The organism is Coprobacillus cateniformis, assembly GCF_009767585.1.
Taxonomy (GTDB): domain Bacteria; phylum Bacillota_I; class Bacilli_A; order Erysipelotrichales; family Coprobacillaceae; genus Coprobacillus; species Coprobacillus cateniformis.
The window spans coordinates 1,964,607-1,985,443 of sequence record NZ_WSNW01000001.1 but is presented as its reverse complement, the minus strand read 5'-3'; the positions used below and the strand labels follow the sequence as shown (position 1 = coordinate 1,985,443).

The 20,837-nt window shown below is 29.5% G+C and carries 20 protein-coding genes; 8 read left to right on the top strand and 12 right to left on the bottom strand.

Annotated features, from left to right (window positions below; genetic code table 11):
• The first annotated feature begins 107 nt into the window (after positions 1-107).
• The 3 genes from GQF29_RS09925 (at position 108) to GQF29_RS09915 (ending at position 3,712) form a co-directional block, all read left to right on the top strand.
• Positions 108-797, top strand: a complete 690-nt coding sequence (locus tag GQF29_RS09925) for a TVP38/TMEM64 family protein (protein ID WP_008787157.1) — start codon at positions 108-110, stop codon at positions 795-797.
• A gap of 77 nt (positions 798-874) precedes the next feature.
• Entirely contained in the window at positions 875-1,570 is a 696-nt protein-coding gene (locus GQF29_RS09920) for a response regulator transcription factor (RefSeq protein WP_008787156.1), read from the top strand.
• A 12-nt stretch (positions 1,571-1,582) separates the two neighbouring features.
• The gene (locus tag GQF29_RS09915) at positions 1,583-3,712 is read left to right on the top strand and encodes a sensor histidine kinase (RefSeq protein ID WP_008787155.1); all 2,130 of its coding nucleotides are present in this window, start codon (positions 1,583-1,585) and stop codon (positions 3,710-3,712) included.
• A gap of 36 nt (positions 3,713-3,748) precedes the next feature.
• Here the strand turns inward: GQF29_RS09915 and GQF29_RS09910 are convergent, their stop codons facing one another.
• Both GQF29_RS09910 and GQF29_RS09905 read right to left on the bottom strand, forming a co-directional pair.
• Entirely contained in the window at positions 3,749-5,167 is a 1,419-nt protein-coding gene (locus tag GQF29_RS09910) for a winged helix-turn-helix domain-containing protein (protein WP_373115780.1), read from the bottom strand.
• A gap of 71 nt (positions 5,168-5,238) precedes the next feature.
• On the bottom strand, positions 5,239-6,246 hold the full coding sequence (locus tag GQF29_RS09905) for a YeiH family protein (protein ID WP_008787153.1): 1,008 nt from the start codon (positions 6,244-6,246) through the stop codon (positions 5,239-5,241).
• A 124-nt stretch (positions 6,247-6,370) separates the two neighbouring features.
• Here GQF29_RS09905 and GQF29_RS09900 point away from each other — a divergent pair, with 124 nt between their 5' ends.
• Complete coding sequence (locus GQF29_RS09900) at positions 6,371-7,246, top strand: LysR family transcriptional regulator (RefSeq protein ID WP_008787152.1); 876 nt, start codon at positions 6,371-6,373, stop codon at positions 7,244-7,246.
• A gap of 11 nt (positions 7,247-7,257) precedes the next feature.
• Here GQF29_RS09900 and GQF29_RS09895 read toward each other — a convergent pair whose 3' ends face one another.
• The 8 genes from GQF29_RS09895 to GQF29_RS09860 all read right to left on the bottom strand — a co-directional run bounded on the left by GQF29_RS09895 (position 7,258) and on the right by GQF29_RS09860 (position 14,575).
• A complete protein-coding gene (locus tag GQF29_RS09895; RefSeq protein WP_008787151.1) occupies positions 7,258-7,917 on the bottom strand; it encodes an MBL fold metallo-hydrolase in 660 nt (219 codons plus the stop codon).
• Between the two features lie 184 nt (positions 7,918-8,101).
• Positions 8,102-9,700, bottom strand: coding sequence for a hypothetical protein (locus tag GQF29_RS09890; protein WP_008787150.1), 1,599 nt, complete (start codon positions 9,698-9,700; stop codon positions 8,102-8,104).
• Entirely contained in the window at positions 9,693-10,406 is a 714-nt protein-coding gene (locus GQF29_RS09885; protein WP_008787149.1) for an ABC transporter ATP-binding protein, read from the bottom strand. Before GQF29_RS09885 ends, GQF29_RS09890 begins: the two co-directional genes overlap by 8 nt.
• Before the next feature lie 73 nt (positions 10,407-10,479).
• On the bottom strand, positions 10,480-11,115 hold the full coding sequence (locus GQF29_RS09880) for an SdpI family protein (protein ID WP_008787148.1): 636 nt from the start codon (positions 11,113-11,115) through the stop codon (positions 10,480-10,482).
• Positions 11,112-11,384, bottom strand: coding sequence for an autorepressor SdpR family transcription factor (locus tag GQF29_RS09875; protein WP_008787147.1), 273 nt, complete (start codon positions 11,382-11,384; stop codon positions 11,112-11,114). The genes GQF29_RS09880 and GQF29_RS09875 overlap by 4 nt, the downstream gene beginning before the upstream one ends.
• A gap of 155 nt (positions 11,385-11,539) precedes the next feature.
• Entirely contained in the window at positions 11,540-11,809 is a 270-nt protein-coding gene (locus GQF29_RS09870; RefSeq protein ID WP_008787146.1) for a phosphocarrier protein HPr, read from the bottom strand.
• A gap of 191 nt (positions 11,810-12,000) precedes the next feature.
• Positions 12,001-13,047 carry a class I SAM-dependent methyltransferase gene (locus tag GQF29_RS09865; protein ID WP_044927313.1) on the bottom strand — a complete coding sequence of 349 codons (1,047 nt, stop codon included), beginning with the start codon at positions 13,045-13,047 and terminating at the stop codon, positions 12,001-12,003.
• Positions 13,048-13,057: 10 nt separating this feature from the next.
• On the bottom strand, positions 13,058-14,575 hold the full coding sequence (locus GQF29_RS09860) for a WG repeat-containing protein (RefSeq protein ID WP_008787144.1): 1,518 nt from the start codon (positions 14,573-14,575) through the stop codon (positions 13,058-13,060).
• A gap of 104 nt (positions 14,576-14,679) precedes the next feature.
• Between GQF29_RS09860 and GQF29_RS09855 the strand changes: the two genes are divergently transcribed.
• The 4 genes from GQF29_RS09855 to GQF29_RS18845 all read left to right on the top strand — a co-directional run bounded on the left by GQF29_RS09855 (position 14,680) and on the right by GQF29_RS18845 (position 16,409).
• On the top strand, positions 14,680-15,219 hold the full coding sequence (locus tag GQF29_RS09855; protein WP_008787143.1) for a nitroreductase family protein: 540 nt from the start codon (positions 14,680-14,682) through the stop codon (positions 15,217-15,219).
• A gap of 93 nt (positions 15,220-15,312) precedes the next feature.
• Entirely contained in the window at positions 15,313-15,735 is a 423-nt protein-coding gene (locus tag GQF29_RS09850) for a LytTR family DNA-binding domain-containing protein (protein ID WP_008787142.1), read from the top strand.
• Position 15,736: 1 nt separating this feature from the next.
• Positions 15,737-16,219, top strand: a complete 483-nt coding sequence (locus tag GQF29_RS09845) for a hypothetical protein (protein WP_008787141.1) — start codon at positions 15,737-15,739, stop codon at positions 16,217-16,219.
• A 55-nt stretch (positions 16,220-16,274) separates the two neighbouring features.
• Positions 16,275-16,409 (top strand): hypothetical protein, encoded by a 135-nt coding sequence (locus GQF29_RS18845; protein ID WP_017143961.1) that lies wholly within the window; start codon positions 16,275-16,277, stop codon positions 16,407-16,409.
• Positions 16,410-17,286: 877 nt separating this feature from the next.
• Here GQF29_RS18845 and bglX read toward each other — a convergent pair.
• A complete protein-coding gene (bglX, locus tag GQF29_RS09835; protein WP_008787139.1) occupies positions 17,287-19,491 on the bottom strand; it encodes a beta-glucosidase BglX in 2,205 nt (734 codons plus the stop codon).
• Between the two features lie 13 nt (positions 19,492-19,504).
• Positions 19,505-20,770, bottom strand: coding sequence for a PTS sugar transporter subunit IIC (locus tag GQF29_RS09830; protein WP_008787138.1), 1,266 nt, complete (start codon positions 20,768-20,770; stop codon positions 19,505-19,507).
• Between the last annotated feature and the right edge of the window lie 67 nt (positions 20,771-20,837).

Genomic DNA, 20,837 nt, shown 5'->3' with positions numbered 1-20,837 from the left:
TGATAACCGCTTTCTTTATTTTTTCTTAAGAATTTCTTTTCAAAATTAGCCAGTTGAACTTTCAAAAGAATGTGCATAATAACATTGTCAGTAAGGAGTGATGTACAATGCAATATTTAAAGCAAAAGAAAAAAGAATTGAGTTTTATATTCATATGTTTTTTAGTTATGGGTCTCGCATGTTTATTATTATATCAACCACTAATGGATATTCTTAAAGACCCACAAGTTTTACGTACACAGTTACAAAGTTATGGAATTGGTGGACAATTGTTACTTATAGGTATTATGACCTTACAAGTTGTATTTGTTTTTCTACCTGGTGAAATCATTGAAATTATGGCTGGTTTTATCTATGGTCCAATAGTCGGGATGATTATATGTATGATTGGTAGTGCAGTTGGTTCATCAATAATTTATTTATTTGTTAAAAAATGTGGTATACGTTTTATTGATAAACTTATAGGATTAGATAAAGTCAATGAAGTTGAATTTTTAAAAAATAAAGAAAAAAGAAATATATTATGTTTCATTATTTTCTTTATACCTGGTACACCAAAAGATATAATGACTTATTTCATACCGCTCACAGATATGAAATTATCTACATTTTTATTTATTACAACCATAGCAAGAATTCCATCCATTATTACAAGTACAATTGGAGGTCATGCTATTGGTGTAGAAAATTATATATTTTCTATTATAGTCTTTGTAATCACAGCAATAGTTTCATTAATTGGAATTTATATTTATAGAAAAATAACTACAAAGAAAGAGATTGGTTATAATCTTTAGAAATTCTTTCGTTTTAGCCTCTACATTTCTTCTCAGAAATTCAGTATAATAAGGAAGAAAAGTGAGGGATTATGATTATGGAATATAATGTTTTGGTTGTTGAAGATGAAATTGAGATTTGTGATGCAATAGAAATCTATTTAAAAACACAAGGATATCATGTGTATAAAGCAAATAATGGACAAGAGGGATTAAATATTATTTCAAATCAAACAATTCATTTAGCAATTGTTGATATTATGATGCCTATAATGGATGGTATACAAATGACTATGAAAGTTAGGGAAAACTATGACTTCCCTATTATCATGCTTTCAGCCAAATCAGAAGATATAGATAAAATTACTGGCTTAAATATTGGTGCAGACGATTATGTTACAAAACCATTTGTTCCAATGGAATTATTGGCGAGAGTTTCCTCTCAATTGCGACGTTATTCTCGTTATTTAAACGTTATTTTAGATCAGCAGCATGAAAACAGTTATGTTGTTGGTGGCTTAGAACTTAATTTAGATACAAAACAGGTGACTGTTGAAGGAAAAATCATAAAAGTCACTCCTATAGAATTTAAGATCTTACAATTACTCATGGAATATCCTGGTAAGGTTTTTTCAGCTGATAACATTTATGAAAGTGTATGGCAAGAAGATGCTATTAGTACAGATACTGTTATGGTCCATGTTCGTAATCTAAGAGAAAAAATTGAAATTGACCCAAAGAATCCTCGCTACCTTAAAGTTGTTTGGGGCGTAGGATATAAAATTGAAAAATAAGGCAGGAAAACTATGAAAAAGAAAAAATATATTGTTCATGTGATTATGATCTTGATCCTTTTTGCAACAAGTATTGGAACATATATGTGTTATCCAATGATACAAGAAGCAATTAACAAGGATAATCGAGATGCTAATACTATAACCTCTTACGTTGTAGATCTGATATCAGAATATAATTATCCAATTGATTATCAACTTAAAACACAAAAGAATAAAGATTTTAATACTTCAGAGTATTTGCAAATTATTGGTAAAGACAATACTCAAGATGTTATGGATGCTAAAGAGAACTTTCAGTATCAAATCAAGCAAAGCATACGTCAATTAGAGAAGCAAACAGATCTTTATTATCAAGCTGTTGATAATGAATCACAAATTCACTCTGCAAATACTAATGATGATTTAAGTTCAATTATGAGCAACAAAGAACTACAAGAGAAATACCAATGGTATATTCAGATTCAATTTGATAAAGATGGTTCTCTATTTGTTAATTTTACAAAAGATGGGATAGAAATACCTTATGAGAAGAGATTGAATTATCAATCACATTCAGGTAATGAAGAAAATTTTTATTCAGATGATAATGAAATTATTTCAACAATTAAATATAATAATCCTAAAAATTTAACAATAACCTATGCAGTTCCAAAAACACTGCAATCTGGGAGTCAATTATCTTTATATATAAATAATCCTGGTAATACTGATTATTTTAGATTTTCATTACCATATTTATTAACTTGTCTATTTATTGTGATGTGTATGATTTTTATAATACCAATGCATTATCTTAATGAAAATAAATTTCTGCAATTTATTTCTCGTATTAAATTTATTATATTGGCATTTATTTGGTGTACGGTAACATCAACGCTTTACATTATATCTCCTTATTTGGTTATAGCAACTACACAAAATCTTATGGGCGAGTTCTTTTCTCGCTTTGGTATTCAAAATCTCTCTGATATATTAACACCTATTTTCAATATCGGACTTTGGTTTATCTTCTATCTCATGTTTATGATTTTGGCTTATATGATTAAATATCTTTATTGCAAAGGTTTTAAAAGATATTTCATGGAAAATACGTGTACAGGATGGTTGATAAAAAACAGTAAAAAGATTATTGACAAAGTTATAGATTTTGATTTAAGTGATGAAGTGAATAAGTCAGTATTAAAAATTGTTTTATTTAATTTTATTATTATTACTGGTATTAGTATATTCTTTGTTTTTGGAATATTCTTTGCATGTATTTATTCTGTTATCATCTTTGTTATTCTGCAAAAGAAATTTAATCAAATCAAAGAACAATATCAAGTATTATTAAATGCAACACAACAGTTATCTAATGGTAATTTTAATGTGGAAATTAATGAAGATGTTGGAATCTTTAATCCTTTAAAAGATGAGTTTTCACATATTAGAGATGGTTTTGAAAAAGCTGTGCAAGAGGAAGTGAAGTCGCAAAAAACAAAAACTGAACTTATTTCTAACGTTTCACATGATTTAAAAACACCTCTCACATCTATCATTACTTATGTTGATTTATTAAAAAATCCTCATTTAACTGATGATGATCATGAGCATTATTTACAGATTCTTGAGAGAAATTCATTAAGATTAAAGAATCTCATTGAAGACCTATTTGAAGTTAGTAAAGCAAATAGTGGAGATATTAGACTAGATTATGTAGATGTTGATATCGTTGCTTTAATTAAACAGGCACAATTAGAGTGTGAAGATAAATTATCTGAGAAAAATTTAGATTTAAGAACGACTTTTACAGAAGAAAAGATGATTTGTCATCTAGATAGTTCAAAAACATATAGAATATTTGAAAATCTATTTATCAATATTAGTAAATATGCCTTAGAGCATACAAGGGTTTACATTGATGTGATAGAAAATGATGATTCTGTAACAATTATTTTTAAAAACATTTCAGCTGAAGAAATGAGATTTAATGAAAATGAAATAGTTGAAAGATTTGTTCAAGGTGATCAATCGCGTAATACAAGTGGTTCTGGACTTGGTCTTGCTATTGTGAAGAGCTTTACAGAATTACAAGGTGGACGTTTTACTGTTGAGTTAGATGGAGACCTTTTCAAATCAATTATTACTTTTTATAAATAGTAAAACAATAAGCAGGTATCACTGAATGATACCTGCTTATTTCATATGTAACTGTAAAGTTTTTAATGATGATCGAAAAATAGAATCGACAATTTGACATAATCGATAAGTATCTCTTGATAGAATAGCATTAAAATATTCATTATGATGTTCTTTTAAATCATAAGCTGAATAATGAACAACACGACCTACAAATATATTCCATCCCATTGGTTTCTTGAGTTCTTCAAAAATAGTTTTAAGACAAGGATTACAATGGGCAGCAACATAATCATAAAGAGGTTCTAAGGTTAATAATGAATCAGCTTCTGTTTTATCTTTGATACTTACCAAATCTTGATAAGAAGCACTCTCTAAAACCTTCATCATCATTATTGGTAATATTAATGAAATAAGCTCTAATGACTCAGAGAAGACTTTCATATTTTCCTGAAAAGAAGGGCTATTGAACAGTACTGATTTATCATAATGATTATCAACAATAACTATAGACCCAACCCCATTAATTGTCTCAATAACACAATACTCCCTTAAAACATCTAAAGCTTTCCTTACTGTTTTTTCACTAACATCATATTGTTTAGATAGTTTTGCAATCGAAGGTAATGAGATTCCTTTTACATAAGTTTGATGTTGAATAGCACTTAGTATTTTTAATACAACTTGCACATAGAGATAATCCTGATTGCGATAACCTACCCATACAAACTGCTTCTCATTTTGTACATCCATATCTTCACATAATTCATCAATATATTTAAGGGCAATTTTTGCATTTGATTTACACATAATGGCAATTATATGTTTCACCATAAAGTCATTTTGTCTATTTGCAAATTTTAATAAGAACTTTAATGTTCTTTGGATAAGTTTAATATTTCTTTTTAATTCACTATGAGCATCTTCTGTATCAACCAATGGTTGATAAATTGAAGACATAAATGTAATGAATAAGTCATTTAAAAGACTGTTATCTAAGATTGAAAAAGCATATAAATAAATATTATATAGTTCCTGAATCATCTCTTTTTCACTTTTAATGCAATCTATAGAAAATTGATTCACTTTATTTTCAAGTTCAAAAAACTGTTCAGGTGTCATGCGATGCAAACAAACCACACTAATATTAGGTAAAAGATATTCCATTGTTTCAAAAATATCTATTATCATCTGTCTCGAATCTTGGATAGCTTGTTTATACTGCCTTTGATTTTCAAAACTATCTAGTTGAAAACAAACGGTTGCCTGAACTCCTTTTTGCATAATGACATAGCCATCATTTTGTAATTGTATCAAAGCACTACGCACTGTATTACGTCCCACACTATATATTTTGCATAGTTCTAATAATGTAGGTAGTTTATCCTGAAATTGATATTTCCCATTATATATATCACTTAATACCATACGATAAACATACATATACAACATATGTTCCTTTTCCAACCAAATCACCACCTATACCCTTTATAGTATATACTGTTTAGTAAATAAAATAAAGAAAAGTATTCAAAAGGTGAATACTTTTAGTGGAATAATAATGCTATTAAAATAAAGGCAATAACAACTTGAGAACCACCTGTTAAACAGCCATATAACATAGCTTTTGGTCCCTCTTTAATAAGATCTTTAAATTTGACACGCATTCCTATAGCTGCTAATGCAATAATCTCAAATTGGCTGCTTATCATTTTGGCAGTTGTTGAAATAACTGTTGGAATAATACCAGTACTAACAATTAAACTTAAAATAAAGAATCCAATAACAAACCATGGAACTTTTGCTTTTACCTTTGCTGATATACCTTCTTTTTTAGCAAATAGTGATTGATGTTCTTCTAAATTTATTCTTGAATATGATATAGCAACAAAAACAACAAAAATAATACGTACAATTTTAAAGATTGTTGCAAACTCAACAACATCTCCATTAACCATGACTGCTGAAGCAATCACTTGACCAATAGATTGAAGTGTTCCACCAATCATAGCTGATGTCCTTAATGTTTCATGATTATATAACAAAGCTGTTAAAAAGGGGAGAACAACCATAAGAATTGTTCCTGTTACATTAACAATTGTAATAGAAATGCCTTTATCTTTACTATCAGCATCTACAATCGGTGCAACTGTTCCAATAGCAGATGAACCACAAACAGCATTTCCTGCGCACATAAGAAGTGAAAACTTTTTTGAGAAACCTAATTTCTTACCAATAAAATAACATATACAAATTGTTAATGTCATTTGAATAGCAATAAATCCAACACCCTCAAATCCAATTCCCATAATATCAGCTAAATGCAATGTTAATCCAGTTAAGACAATTGAATATTCTAATAATCTACTTTCAGAAAACTTTGTTCCTATATTAAATATATCATTATTTAAAAATGTATTACCTGCTAACATCCCAATTCCAATAGCAAACAGTGCTGCTCCTATACTAGGAAAAAACTGAGCAATTTGTTGTGCCAATAACCCTATAACTAAACATACTAAAAAACCTGGCAATATTTCTTTTAATTTTTTCATTCTATTCCCATCTCCATAAATCCTTCTTTCTTCAGATGCATTCTACCATAATTTAACTATAAATAAAAATTATAATATTTTATTTATAATAAATTTATATTATAATCTAAACGAGGTGATTATAATGATAGATATAAAATTGAAAACATTCATAGAAGTTGTAGATTGCAAAAGTTTTACGCGAGCAGCTGAACATCTTCATTTAACACAACCAGCAGTTACACAGCATATCAAACAATTAGAAAACTATTATCAATACAAACTTATTCAAAATCCCCATAAAGAGTTTCAATTAACTGAGGCTGGACTACGTTTGTATGAATACGCTAAAATTCAAGTTCAAAATGAAGAAATTTTTGAATCTCAATTGTATAAAGTTGCCATACCTCTAACAATTGGATCCACATTATCTATTGCTGATTATTATCTTCCTGAAATTCTTGGACAATATCTAACTTCATCTTCACAACGATGCCAGATTTATGTAAATAATACACAAACATTAGTTCAAAAAATGATAGATGGAGAAGTTGACTGTGCCTTTGTTGAAGGACAATTTGATCCACAACTCTTTACCTATCATCTTTTTAAAAATGAGAAATTTATTCTTGTCGCTCATAAAGATCATCCTCTTGCTAAGCAGAAAATTACATTTGATGAATTGCTTACTTTCCCACTTTTTATTCGTGAAGAAGGTTCAGGAACAAGAGCTATTTTAGAAAACTATCTACTCCAAGAGATTTACACACTTTCATCATTTCAAAAAGTCATTGAAGTCCAGAGTCTAACAATGATTAAGAAAATGCTAGCATGTACACAGGGAATTAGTTTTTTGTATGAAGGGGTTGTCCATCATGAACTTCTAACTGGTGAATTAACACAGATCCATTTGGAGAATTTTGAACTTATAAGACCAATGCATTTTATTTACTTAAGGAATAATATTAATAAACAAAAATACAGTGCCTTCTTTAAAAATATTTATAGAGAAAAACTGTAACAGAGTTACAGTTAAGCATAAAATGAAATATATTTTCCCTTATATTCTTTACAAGGGAGTCTTGGATGGAGAGTTCCTTGTAACTCTCCATTTTTTAATGCTATTGCATCTTCTATACAATACTCAATATATTCATGACTCAATGGATACTCATGATGACTAGGCAAAATAACATCTATATCATCTTTTTCTTTCCATAACTTCTTAAGACTTCGTATATACATATTTAAATCTCTACGATCTCCAAACATATAAATAGGTCCTTTTTGGATTGTATCACCGCTGATTAGCAATTTGTGACGCCTATCTAACAAAGCAATACTACCAGGTGTATGTCCAGGAATTTCAATGACTTCAAAACAATATTTCCCTGCTCTAATATATTCACCCTGTCTAATATTATAAGTTTGTACATCACTTGGAATTAAATTCTTGTCTCTTTCATGAACATAACATTCTTCAAAATCACATAAGCCTCCTCGATGATCTCCATCTCCATGGGTCAGTAAAACTGTAATCGGTAATGATGTAATTCTCCTTACAACATCAATAATATGAGTTCCTGGAAATCCAGTATCGATCAATAAAGCCGTGGTCCGACTTAAAAAAAGAAATTCCCTCACTTCCCCATCGTCCAATATAAATATATCATTATAAAGCGATACTTGCATCCTTATCAGCTCCTTATCATAATTGTAACACAAGAAAGAGATTGATTGAAAATAATTTCTATATGTTTCATCTATTATACGTTATCATTTGATGACCATCTAGGTTTAATATATCAATAAAATAATACTTGTATTTCATAATATTTTAACATAATGAATGAAAAAGAGAGAAACATTATTCTCTCTATAATTCATCAAATCTGCGAAGTCCCCAAGTCATTAAAACATAATATAATGCTATACTTAATGTAATAAAGATAGCAATCATAAGATACATATAGCTATTTAAATCAAAGATATTAGCAAACAATCCCAGATACCCACCAACTATTACAAATACCAAGCCCATAGATATAAACATTGTCATCATAACTGGCATACTTTGTTTAACACACACTGTCTCATTCACCCAATCAAATTTTGGCTTCCATAAGTTAAGAAGTAAACCTAACACTGCAATAAAGAATGTAAACAGAACAGGTACAAAAACAACAATAATAGCATCTAATATACTTAGCTGAAATAAAATAACTTCAACGATTGAAAAGAATATCCCAGCTGGAATACATAATACAAGATGCATTCCTAATTTTACAAGTAAAATATCTTGAGTAGCAATTGGTAAAGATTTAATGATCCATAAACGATCTCCTTCTAATGAAACTGAGGAAGCACTAATAATATTCATTGATCCAATTCCTATTCCCATCACACATAGAATTGGTGTTAGCATAGATTCAATACCAGGTAATTCTCTTAATAACATATCTATTGTATCCTTATACATAATCAATGCTATACCACCAATGATTGTAAAGATGATACCAATTGCTCCATTCAACATAACCATTGCATTAGAAGTAAAATGTCTAACTTCTCTAATTAATAATGCTTTAAACATAGAATTTTCTTTCATAGGTTTTTCGACATATTTAATTTTCTTTGTTTTTGGTTGACTTGTTGCTAATTTAACAAAACTTATTGACAAAAGATAGATAACCAATACAAATGGTATCAAAACACAAAGAAGGTAAATCAACAAACTTATAAAGTTTCCTTCATTTAATGCTATTGCAAGATGATAAATTGGAAAAACACCTTGTTCTATCGCCTGTGCAATACTCTTTCCATTCGTAATTAATAAACCTATATATTCTTGAATAGAGGATACTGCATACAAGTAAATACCAAAGAATCCAAGTGATAGAACTAATGTCACAATATTCTTTCTTCTTACATGTCTCATAATATTTGCCATTAACCACCCAAATACACATGAAAGTGCCAATACAAAAAGTGGTAAAGTTAAAAAGACAATAACAAACATAAGGATTTGTACAGCATCCATACCAACAGATGTCAAATAAACATAAAGTGCTGGTCCAGCAACTAATATTTCATAAATATAATTTAAAATTAAAATAACAAAAACACGACTTAATAAAATATCTCTGTTTGAGATAGGCATAGATAACAATAAATCATTATCTTTAGCCTGATATATTTCATGTTGTGTCAAAAAGACACTCCCAACAAAACATAACATAATAATCATTAAACTCATTAAAGCAAAATATAGCCAATCAATCCCCATTAAATGTAGTGGTTCAATTAATGAAGAAAATAACATTCCAAACATACCACAGAAGACAACACCCACATAAGCAAAAAGAAGTCCCATCAAGACAATCTTTCCAATTGAATTACCTTGATTTTTCTTACTGCTCTTTGTTTGCCTTAATAAGATCCCTTGTAATCTTATCTTAATTAAAGTCTTAAGCATTGTCGTTCTCCAACTCTAAGAAGACATCTTCAAGAGAATCATTACCTATAACATCTTGAGTACGACCACTAATGACTAATTTACCCTGTTTAATAATTGCTATTCTATCACACAATTTCTCTGCAACCTCTAAAACATGCGTTGAAAAGAAAATAGCACCACCTTGATCACAATGTTCTCTCATCAATTGTTTTAAAAGATGAGATGCCTTAGGGTCAAGACCTACAAAAGGTTCATCCATAATAATTAATTTTGGATTATGAATAAATGCTGAAATGACTGCAAGTTTTTGTTTCATCCCATGTGAATAAGCACTAATTGGTTGTGCGAGATCAGAAGTTAATTCTAACATATCAGCATATTTCTTTATACGTGCTTCTCTATCAGTTTTTGAAACCTGATAAACATCAGCAATAAAATTTAGATACTGAATACCAGTTAGATATTCATATAAATCTGGATTATCTGGTATATATGCCATAATTTTTTTACATGCCATAGCATTTGTTTTCATTGACTGATTATCAATAAAAATCTCACCTTCATCAAATGGTAAAATACCTACAACAGATTTTAATGTCGTTGTCTTTCCAGCCCCATTATGACCTATAAATCCATATATATGCCCATCTTCAATTTCTAAAGACAAATCATCAACAGCTTTATATTGATCATATTTTTTTGTTAAATGTTCTATTCTTAACATAATATCCCTCTTTTCTTATAAATAATTATTAAAATTATTTATATTATCATTATATATTTAAGTTATTCATAAATCAATCTTTTTCAGTTTCAATTCTCTTAAAAACTATATAAGAATAAATAAAACTAAACACTGCATCAATAAGCAATCCAACGATAACAACTATAAAACTATAAGGCAATTCCAACAATCCATACACTGCAATAATAATACCTACAATCACAAAAGAATATCCACCTATTTTATGCGTCTTCTGCCATACATATTCATTTGATAATGTCCATGGTGTCTTAATTCCTAAAAAATAATTCTGTGGCAAACGTGGCATATAATTTCCCATTCCTATAATTAATATTCCTAATAACAATAACATAATCTTTTCTCCATTGGCTTTAGGAAAAAAAGTCATATAATAGAAAAAACAACATAGAAGAATAAAAAAGAATGACAAACCATATCGAAACAGATCATATGTTTTTTCCCGCGATTGAAAATTATGTCTTTTAGGGTCCACCTTCTTTGCCAAAAGCATTCCATAATACAAAAGAATAGGAATTATAGCAAGAATAATCAGTGTATAACGACTTCCATATCTATCTATTTCCCAATTTCCATTCCAATGGACTGGAACTGATTCTGGCAATAAGAAAATTGCACCTATAAAAAGACCTGTTACACACCATATAAAAATATCATATGCTTTTTTCATTTCTCATTTTCCCCCATACTTGTAAAGTTCATAAACCACTTCATCATATCCTGAAAAACTGACATATCTAAGCTATAAACAATATTTTGGCCATGACGTTCATCAACTATCAATCCACTATTCTTGAGTATAGTTAAATGATGAGAAATAGAAGGCTTTGTTATATGAAAGTAATCTGCTATTTCTCCTGCATTCAAAGATTTCTCTTGTAAAAGTTCTAATATCTTTCTTCTTGTAGGATCACTCAATGCTTTAAAGGCATCTCCCATTTTCTCACCCCTTTAATATTTAGACAATTGTCTAAATATCTAAACAAATCATATCACTACTTATATTTAAAGTAAAGAAAAATCATACCTATTGGTATGATAATATAATAGGACCACATTTCTGTGGTCCTAAGTATATTTTGTGTTGCTAGTTATTATTCAGCAACTTTTTGTTCTTTGATAACTTTTGCGATTGAAGCAATTACATCTTTTTCGTCTTCACCTTCAGCAATAATTTCTACTGTAGCTTTAGTAGGAACACCTAAAGACATAACACCCATAATAGATTTTAAGTTAACTTCTTTACCGTTATAACTTAATTTAATATTACTAGTGAATTTGCTAGCTTGGTTTACTAAGATAGTTGCAGGTCTAGCGTGTAATCCAACTGGATCTGAAACTACAAAAGATAATTTTTCTGCCATTTATAGACTCCTCCTTAATAATTTATAGTCTTATTATAACACAATTAATTTACATTTCCATATATTTTGCAAAGAATTTATGCGCTTTCACAATATTTTTTTGTCAAGATTATTTATGGTATTTTCGCACGACATCTTCTTAGGAATAGCGACAGCAATAAGTGCTGATATCAAGCAGAAAAAGCGTATCTCTAGGCTTTTTGAGCAACAACTAAAAATCTGTGTGTTGTCATTTCATAAAAACTTTTTTCTTTAATTTCTTTTAATGCTTTTAAGTAAAAAATTTGATATTTATTGATATCAGCAATATCTGGTGAATATTTTTTGAAATAACTATGAATTGCTTGAATACTATGAAAACGCAATGTTCCATAGTCATCTATCTTCTCAACAATTCTCATACCAATGCTTTCTAAAGTTCCTGCACATGCATATGCATCCCAAGAGCCTTTCATACGAAATGGCATATAAATATGTAAAAATTCTTTGAGATTCGCAGTTCCATTTTGATTAACAACAAAATAACCACCCGGCTTTAAAACTCGCTGTATCTCAAGTTTGTCATAATTTGAATATTGACACATCACAACATCCATCTTTTCATCTTTAAATGGCATCTGCCCAGATGGTGTATACTTTAAAACTTTAACAGGCATATCAGCAAATTTATTTTGAACACTTGTTATATCTGAATAAGGCTCAATAATAAATGTTGCTTCAGGAAGAGGCTTAAAATTTTTAGCCAGTTCCCCTTGATCTACTGATAAGAAAGAGACATGATCTGTTGGTTGAACATATTTTGATAGGATGATTTCTTCATCGTATTGTCTTGGTGATTCTATCCATGATTCATCCATTGTCATTGTTTCTGCAATTTCTAACAATTCATTTTTTAAAAGAGTTGCATTTTCAATGTCTTTTTGACATCTTTTTTTACTATAAACAAGAATTAAATATTGTACAATAGCATCAGAGACAATTCCCATTGCTAAAAATAATACAAAATAAATAATCCAAGACATACTGAATATAGGTTCTGGACTTGATATTAAATAACAAATAAAGCAAATAAAGAACATATATCCAACACGATGATAATTAAATGGTTTCTTTAATGACAAAAACCAATTCATATTATTCTCTTTTGACATCTTGTTTCTTGTTATCTCAAAGAAAACCAATTGCATCAAGAATAAAACTCCTATAAATGAAGCCAATAAAATAAATAAGTATTCCATAAAATCTCCTTTATTTAATTTCTTCTCCTTCAAAAGTAAAATATTGATTATCAACTTTAAAGTATCCCTTTTCGCTTAAAGTTACACTACCTTCATGAGAAAAAATTTCTTTCATTTCATCTTCAATATCATAAACAAACGATCTTCCATTCTTACCTAATATCAAATAATCATGACTATCATAATTGACAATAGCTTCAGTTGGCAAACTTGTATATTCCATCGGGAAAATCTCTCCAGCATCTTTATCTAAGATACCAAATGTTCCATTTTCATTATAGACTGCATAATATGAACTGCCTATGTACTTGATTTGATTATAAACATCTTTTGTTAAAACTTTACCAGTTTCATCAATTAATGAATACCCCTCTTCTTTACTTTTCACAATAGCACGCCCATTCGCATCAAATGGTTCAGCCGCCAAAAAAGTCTTATCAATAACTTTTTTGTTATCAAAGTTATAATACTGATATCCTTTATCTCTTATATAGACAGGGAAAATCTCATAATATACATGATATGCTACAGGATATAACTGGCAATTTTCAAAATCACCTGTTGATTTTCCATCTTTGAATATATGATGAGGTCCATAGATATCTGTCGAACGTGCAACATATGTATAAGCTGACATATAATAACTTGTCATCAATACTGGAGCTTTTCCAACTTCATAAACAAAAGTTTTATTATCATTTGTTAAAACAATATTTCCTGTTGAATCAAATGATGCTTCCTTAATAGCAATTGTATTTTGATAATATTTTTTATGTTCAAAATCTATATAAATCATACTTTTGGTTGCCTCATCATTTAAAACAACACCTTTATCATTTTGAGCCAAAAATTGAAATGTTCCTTTTTCATTAATTGTTAATTCAATATTATTCTTTTCATCTTGTTTATCAAAATAATAATAATTCTCATTTTTTTCTAAACCAAGAATAACACTTGTACTATTCTTATATTGATTTGCATATCTAACAATTTGAATATCATTGTATAATATTTCACCATTATGATAGAGAACGATATAAGTATTGTCTTTGAGGATAATTGGTAATCCGCTTTTCATAATTCCTGTTTTTTCATCAGCAGAATAAAGAACCTCTCCTTTATTATTAAGAACATAAAGATTATTCTTTATGAATGTTTGAGTTGGTGTAGTTTGTTTCTCTTCCTTTTTATCTTTATCATCTTTTTTTTCTTTTTTGACTTCAACCTTTTTTGTGGCATATAACATTTCATCTACAGCTTCTAAAGTTTCATATGTTCCAGGTTTAATAATTTCATCACCTTTATCAGAAATAACCCCTTTTTGATCATTTGCATCAGTCACAATATATCCAATTCCACTCACTTCTTCAAATGTTTTATAACTATACTCTGTGAGTCTTTCTCCATTTTGATTATATAAAGCATACAACGTATTATCACGTGTAACCATAAATGTTGTATCTTTCTTTTGTTGTGAGCATCCTACTAATAACATCATAGCAAGTACCAATACAAGTAGTTTCTTCATAAACAACCTCCTTAATATCGACAATAGTATAACATAAATATTTGGTATTATCATTGTTTTTTAACATAAGAGGGCTATAATATTATACAGAGGAGGTATTTCAAATGAATGAAACATTAAATACAATAATGACAAGAAGAAGTTGTCGTCAATATCAAAATGAGTGTATCAAAGAAGATGAACTTATAACAATTCTTGAGGCTGGTATTCAAGCCCCAAGTGCCATGAATCAACAATTATGTGAAGCTTTTGCTATTATAAATAAGGATTTAATTGATGAACTTGCAAAGGCAATTAAAGATGTTTTTGATGAACGTGGAGATAAAAAACCTGAAACCTATCATTGTGCATATCATGCACCTGTCTTGGTTATTGTTAGTGGTCCTGAATACGATAGTCGCCGTGTTGAAGATGGAAGCTGTATGTTGGAAAATATGTTTTTAGCAGCAACAAGTTTGAATATTGGTTCATGCTGGATTAATCAATTAAGAGATACACAGAATGTAGATGAAGTCAGAAATATCTTAACACGGATTGGTATTCCAGCAAATCATCAGGTTGTAGGTTGTGCAGCTTTAGGCTATATATCATCACAATCAACAATTAAAGAAAAGAAAAAAGAAAGAATACACATTGTCAAATAAAATGTAACTCAGTGACTTTTCTAAGTAACTGGGTTTTCTTTTATAGATAATTATACAGAATACATATATAATACGCCTAGGGAGTGATTTGATATGAAGATTAAAAATGATACGAAATCATTATCAATTGGTATTGAATTTGATTCTTTTGATGAAAAAGATAAAGTTCTTGCTTCTATCCAAAATATGAATACAAAAATACCCTGTTACAAAAGAGAGAAAAAGTATTTATTAAATATAGATTCTATTTACTATATTGACTTAATAGATAAAAATACATTTATTTTTACAAAAGACGACTGTTTTGAATCTCCACTTTGGTTATATCAAATAGAAGAACTATTAAATGAAGATTTCATAAGAGCAAGTAAATCGACACTCTTTAATATGCAGCATATTAAAAGTTTAAAAGCTGATATTGGTTCAAGAGTTATTGTTTATTTAGATAATGGTGATCAAATACTTGTATCTAGAAAATATGCAAAAGAATTTAAAAAAAGATTAGGAGGTGTTTAATATGGATTCGATTTTTGATTTCATTCTCAATATTTTGAAAAAAACTGTTATGCCTTTTACAGTTTCTATAATATTTTTAACCATTTTTGGATATTTTTTTGGAGATGATATGGCTCAGATTTCACCACTATCTACAGGAAGTGCAATTTCATATATAACTATTTTTCAATTACTTTCTTTAAGCATTTTTATTGGTTTTATAAATACTTTATTTGATTCAACTTATTTTCTAAGAAAAATACTTTTTCTATATAAAAATATTTTAAGAATTATTATTATTGTATTTATCACTATTATATATATTGTTTTATTTGATTGGTTTCCATTAAATAATATTCTAGCATGGATTGGATTTATTATTGCTTTTGGAATATGTTTAATCCTATCTTTATCAATTAGTTTGTATATTACACATAAACAAGACCAAGAATATCAAGTTCTTCTCAAACATTATCAAAAAAAGAAAACACAAAAACGTAATTAATATTCTGTATATTTTTTTAAGATAATCACATAATGATTGTAGGAGTGATAAAAAAATGATTGATAAAAGAAAAAATGTTAAAAAAGAAGCCCCTGCTAAAAAGACGGCTTACAACAATCAATGGACGAATAATTCATTGAAGTATTACCCTGATGAGCGACCACGACAAGATGGCCCAGGCGGCAATTAATATATTTTTCATTTCGATGCGAGCACTATAACACAGGCTGATCCCCTGTGTTTTTATATATTTAAAAAAGTAGACTTCTCAACAAAAAATATAAACATATGTCTTACTTGTGTCCTTAAACAATTCATTTTCAATATCATTTCTATCTTTTTGTGAAACTGCATTTAACGACTCATCCATCAAATATATCTCTTTATTTGATAATGTATTGATATAAGTCGATCCGCCTTAGGATTTTGTATCATGATAATTATATAAGTCATTATTGATTAAAGCATTTCTTATTTTATATGCTTTTTTATGAATAACTATATTTCGAATATTACAATATATAAATCCTAACAGATAGATAATAAGAAGTATAAAACTTATTATTAAAATCAACATAACTAAAGAATTAATAGTAAAATCTTGTTCTAATCCAGAATCAAAAATATATTGAAAACAAAATGACTTTATTATATTTTCAGCTATAAAAAAAGGAAAATTCAAGACTATACCAATTATATATATCATATTTATTGACCTGCCTTTCTAAACCATCTCGTTTTACCTACACTATTGCGTATATTTCATTTCACTTAATATCACTTATAACTTTTTATTTGAATGATAAATGATATTTTCGACATCTTCATTTTAAATCAAATATACTGGTTGTGACAACATATTCTGGTTTGCAAAGTAGCAACCATGAGTTGTACCAGTGATTCTCCAAATTTCACTTACATAACAGAAACTTTTTGTACTATTACTGACTTGACTAGCTTTTCCTAGAACTGTCATTTTATTGTAAATGTTCTGTCTTTAATAATTAGGGATACTTATAGGAGAATAATAGCACCAAATATTATGTTGATTACAGCAAAAAAGAGTCCTAAGACTCTAGTGTAAAGATTTGCTTATTTTGAGTATTGCTGTCATGACCAATGAAGATGTGGAATTCTCCTGGTTCACTTGCAAAACTCATATCCTTAGTTATAAATCTTAGCATCTCTTCTTTGATTTCAAAAGTTACTGTTTGAGATGTATGAGGTGCTAAATATACTTTTTGCACTCCTTTGAGTTCTTTGACTGGTCTCACTACCGAACCAGCAATATCTCTTATATAAAGTTGAACAACTTCTTCTCCTGATATATCTGAAGTGTTGCTCACAGTCACACTGGCAGTGATTGTAGAATCATTTGTCAGAGTTGTCTTGTCTAAAGTGATGTCACTATATTCGAATTCACTATATGATAACCCATAACCAAAACAGTAATAAGGATCATTTGGTATATCAATATATCGTGATGTAAAACGTTTGCTGTGTGTACTTTCTAAAGCAGGTCTACCTGTACTCATATGATTATAGTAAATTGGGCATTGTCCTACTGAATATGGAAATGTCATAGACAATCTTGCACTTGGATTGACTTTTCCATAGACGAGATCAGCAATACCATCACCACCTTCAGTACCAGGAAACCAGCATTGTAAAATTGCATCACTATTTTCTGCAACATCTTTTAATGCTAATGGTCTACCACTAAAAACAAGAGTCACAACTGGTTTTCCTAATTTCTTTATGGCTTTTAAAAGTTCTAGTTGAACTTTTGGAATTGTAATATCTCCTCTTGCACCACCTTCACCACTTTGATGTGAATGTTCACCAATAGCAACGATAACCACATCAGATTCTTTAGCAATATCTATAGCCTCTTGAATTTTTTCATCTTTATTTCCAGTTAAGTTTGTTTCTTTTTTGCCATATCCAAAGCTTTCAAATAGACTATCATCATCCATCATAGGATAACCTTCAGCACATTTGACATGTTTTCCTTGTTTTTTTAGGCCATCATAGATTGTCACAACCTTGTCTGGATCCACATTAATCGACCACATTCCACTTAAATTCTTATTAGAAGCATAAGGTCCAACAACTGCGACTCTTTGATTCTGATTGATAGGGAGGACAGAATCATTTTTGAGGAGGACGCATGTTTTGCTGACAACTTCTCGTGCGACTTTTCTAAATTCATCACACATGACATATTGTTGTTCTTCTAATTCATTGGCTCCACGATATGGATTTTCAAAAAGCCCTAAATCATTCTTAAGTTTTAATACTCTTTTCACTGATTCATTAATAAGCTGAATATCAATTTGACCAGATTCTACTAAATCTTTTAAGTGATTTGAATAGGTTGCCGTCATCATATCAATGTCACAACCAGCTTCGATTGCTAATTTGGCAGCTTCTTCATAATGAGCAGCAATACCATGAGGAACTAATTCTTTAACTGCTGAGTGATCTGAAATAACAACTTCATCGAATCCCCATTCATCTCTTAGGACATCTTTAAGAATCCATTTATTAGCAGTCACAGGGATCCCATCAATTGTATTAAATGATGTCATAACCAAATGACATCCTGCATCAATAGCAGCCTTATAAGCTGGTAAATAGGCTTCTCTTAAAGAACGTTCCCCTAATTCCACAGTGTTATATTCTTTACCTGCAAGTGGTGCACCGTATCCAGCAAAATGTTTAACACAAGACGCAATTGTTGAGTGAGGATCATTATTTCCTTGATATCCTTCAACCATAGCTTTGGCATATTCACAGTTGAGAAAGTTATCTTCACCATAACTTTCCATAACACGTCCCCACCTTGCATCTCTAACCATATCTACCATTGGTGAAAAGGTAATATGAATCCCAGAGACTGCTGCTTCTTTCGCTGCTATTTGAGCAGTTTTCTTAACTAATTCAGCATCAAATGAACACCCTAATCCTAATGGAATAGGAAAGATTGTCTTAAATCCATTAATAATATCTGCCATAAATAACATTGGAATCTTCTTTTCACTTTTTTCTAAATAAGCATTTTGAAGCGTTTTTAATTCTTTTGCTCCTAAAGTATTTAAGATAGAACCTGTTAAATGAATTTTATCTTTATCAATACCAATTTTTTGCACTGGTCCAGTTGCAACCTTTTCATTACTATCAAAGAAATTTCCATTTAATTGTACCAATTGACCAATCTTCTCATCTAATGTTAAACTTTCTAATAATTCATCTAATTGTTCTTGTTTCATAGAATACCTCCTTCTACTTTGCAGCTTCTTGTTCTAATTTATATGCATCATTATCAGCTTTTCTAAAGAATGGATACCATACCAATCCAAGAATCACCATAACAACAATTTGTAAAACAACTGCTTGCCAACTGCCTTGAATAGCAGCATGGAATCCAATTGGTAAGCCAAAAATTGTTGATGCTCCCATTAATGTAGGAACTAATCCAGAGGCAATGGCTGCATATGAAATTAATATAGCAATCACATTCCCAAATACAAACGGTATAAAGAATGTAAAGTTTAAGACCAACGGTGTCCCAAAAATAACTGGTTCAGTAATTCCAAATAATGCTGGAACTAAAGATAAACGACCTAAACTCTTATATTGCGATGACTTTGCAAAGAAAGCCATTAAAATAACAAAACCTAAGACACATCCCCCAAAAGTAAATGTTTCAAAAAATGCCTTTCCAATAATATTTGTGCCTGCTCCAATTCCATTTTGAGCAACAGATGCTTGATTTGCTAAATCCAATGTTAACCAAATTGGTGTATAAATAGGTGCAATAACATTTGTTCCATGAATCCCAAAGAACCATAACAATTGAGCAGCAATTGTAAAAATACACATAGCCCATAAATTTCCACCTAAACCTTGTAAAGGTATTTGAATAATTGAATAAACAAATTGATGCATACAACCATAACTTGTTTTTGCAAAAAGACCACTTATAACAATAAATAAAACAGCAACAATCATTCCTGGTACCAATCCTTCAAAAGTTCTTGAGACCATTGGTGGAACACTATCAGGCATTTTAATTGTCCACCCTTTTGCTTTCACAAAGACAAAGATTTTTGCAGTAATAATTGAAATAATCATAGCTGAGAAAACACCAGCAGCCCCTAACCAAGTTGTTGGAATAGCACTGATTTTATCAGCAGTAGCACCTATTGGTGTCACAATTAAAAAAGACATTAATCCAACGACTGCAGCTGCAATTCCATCTTCTTGTGAATTATATGATTTTACTAATGCATTAGTCACCATAACAACAATATACAAAGCAAGACATCCAATTGTAAAACTATTCACATTTAATAATATTGATGTTATTCCTAAAGCTTCAACCGCATTTCTGACTGCCTCTACTGGAAATACAACCAATAATAAACATAAAGAACCAACCAAAGTCACAACAATAGATCCCATCATCCCCGAAGATATTCCTTTTAATGTTGGATTGTTTGCTAATCTTGTCATATAAGGATTTAACTTCTCAAATATTTTTTCCATCTTTTCTTTTCCTCCAATTTATGTTAGCGCTTAACATTACATTCCTATTATAATTGATTTTCAATAG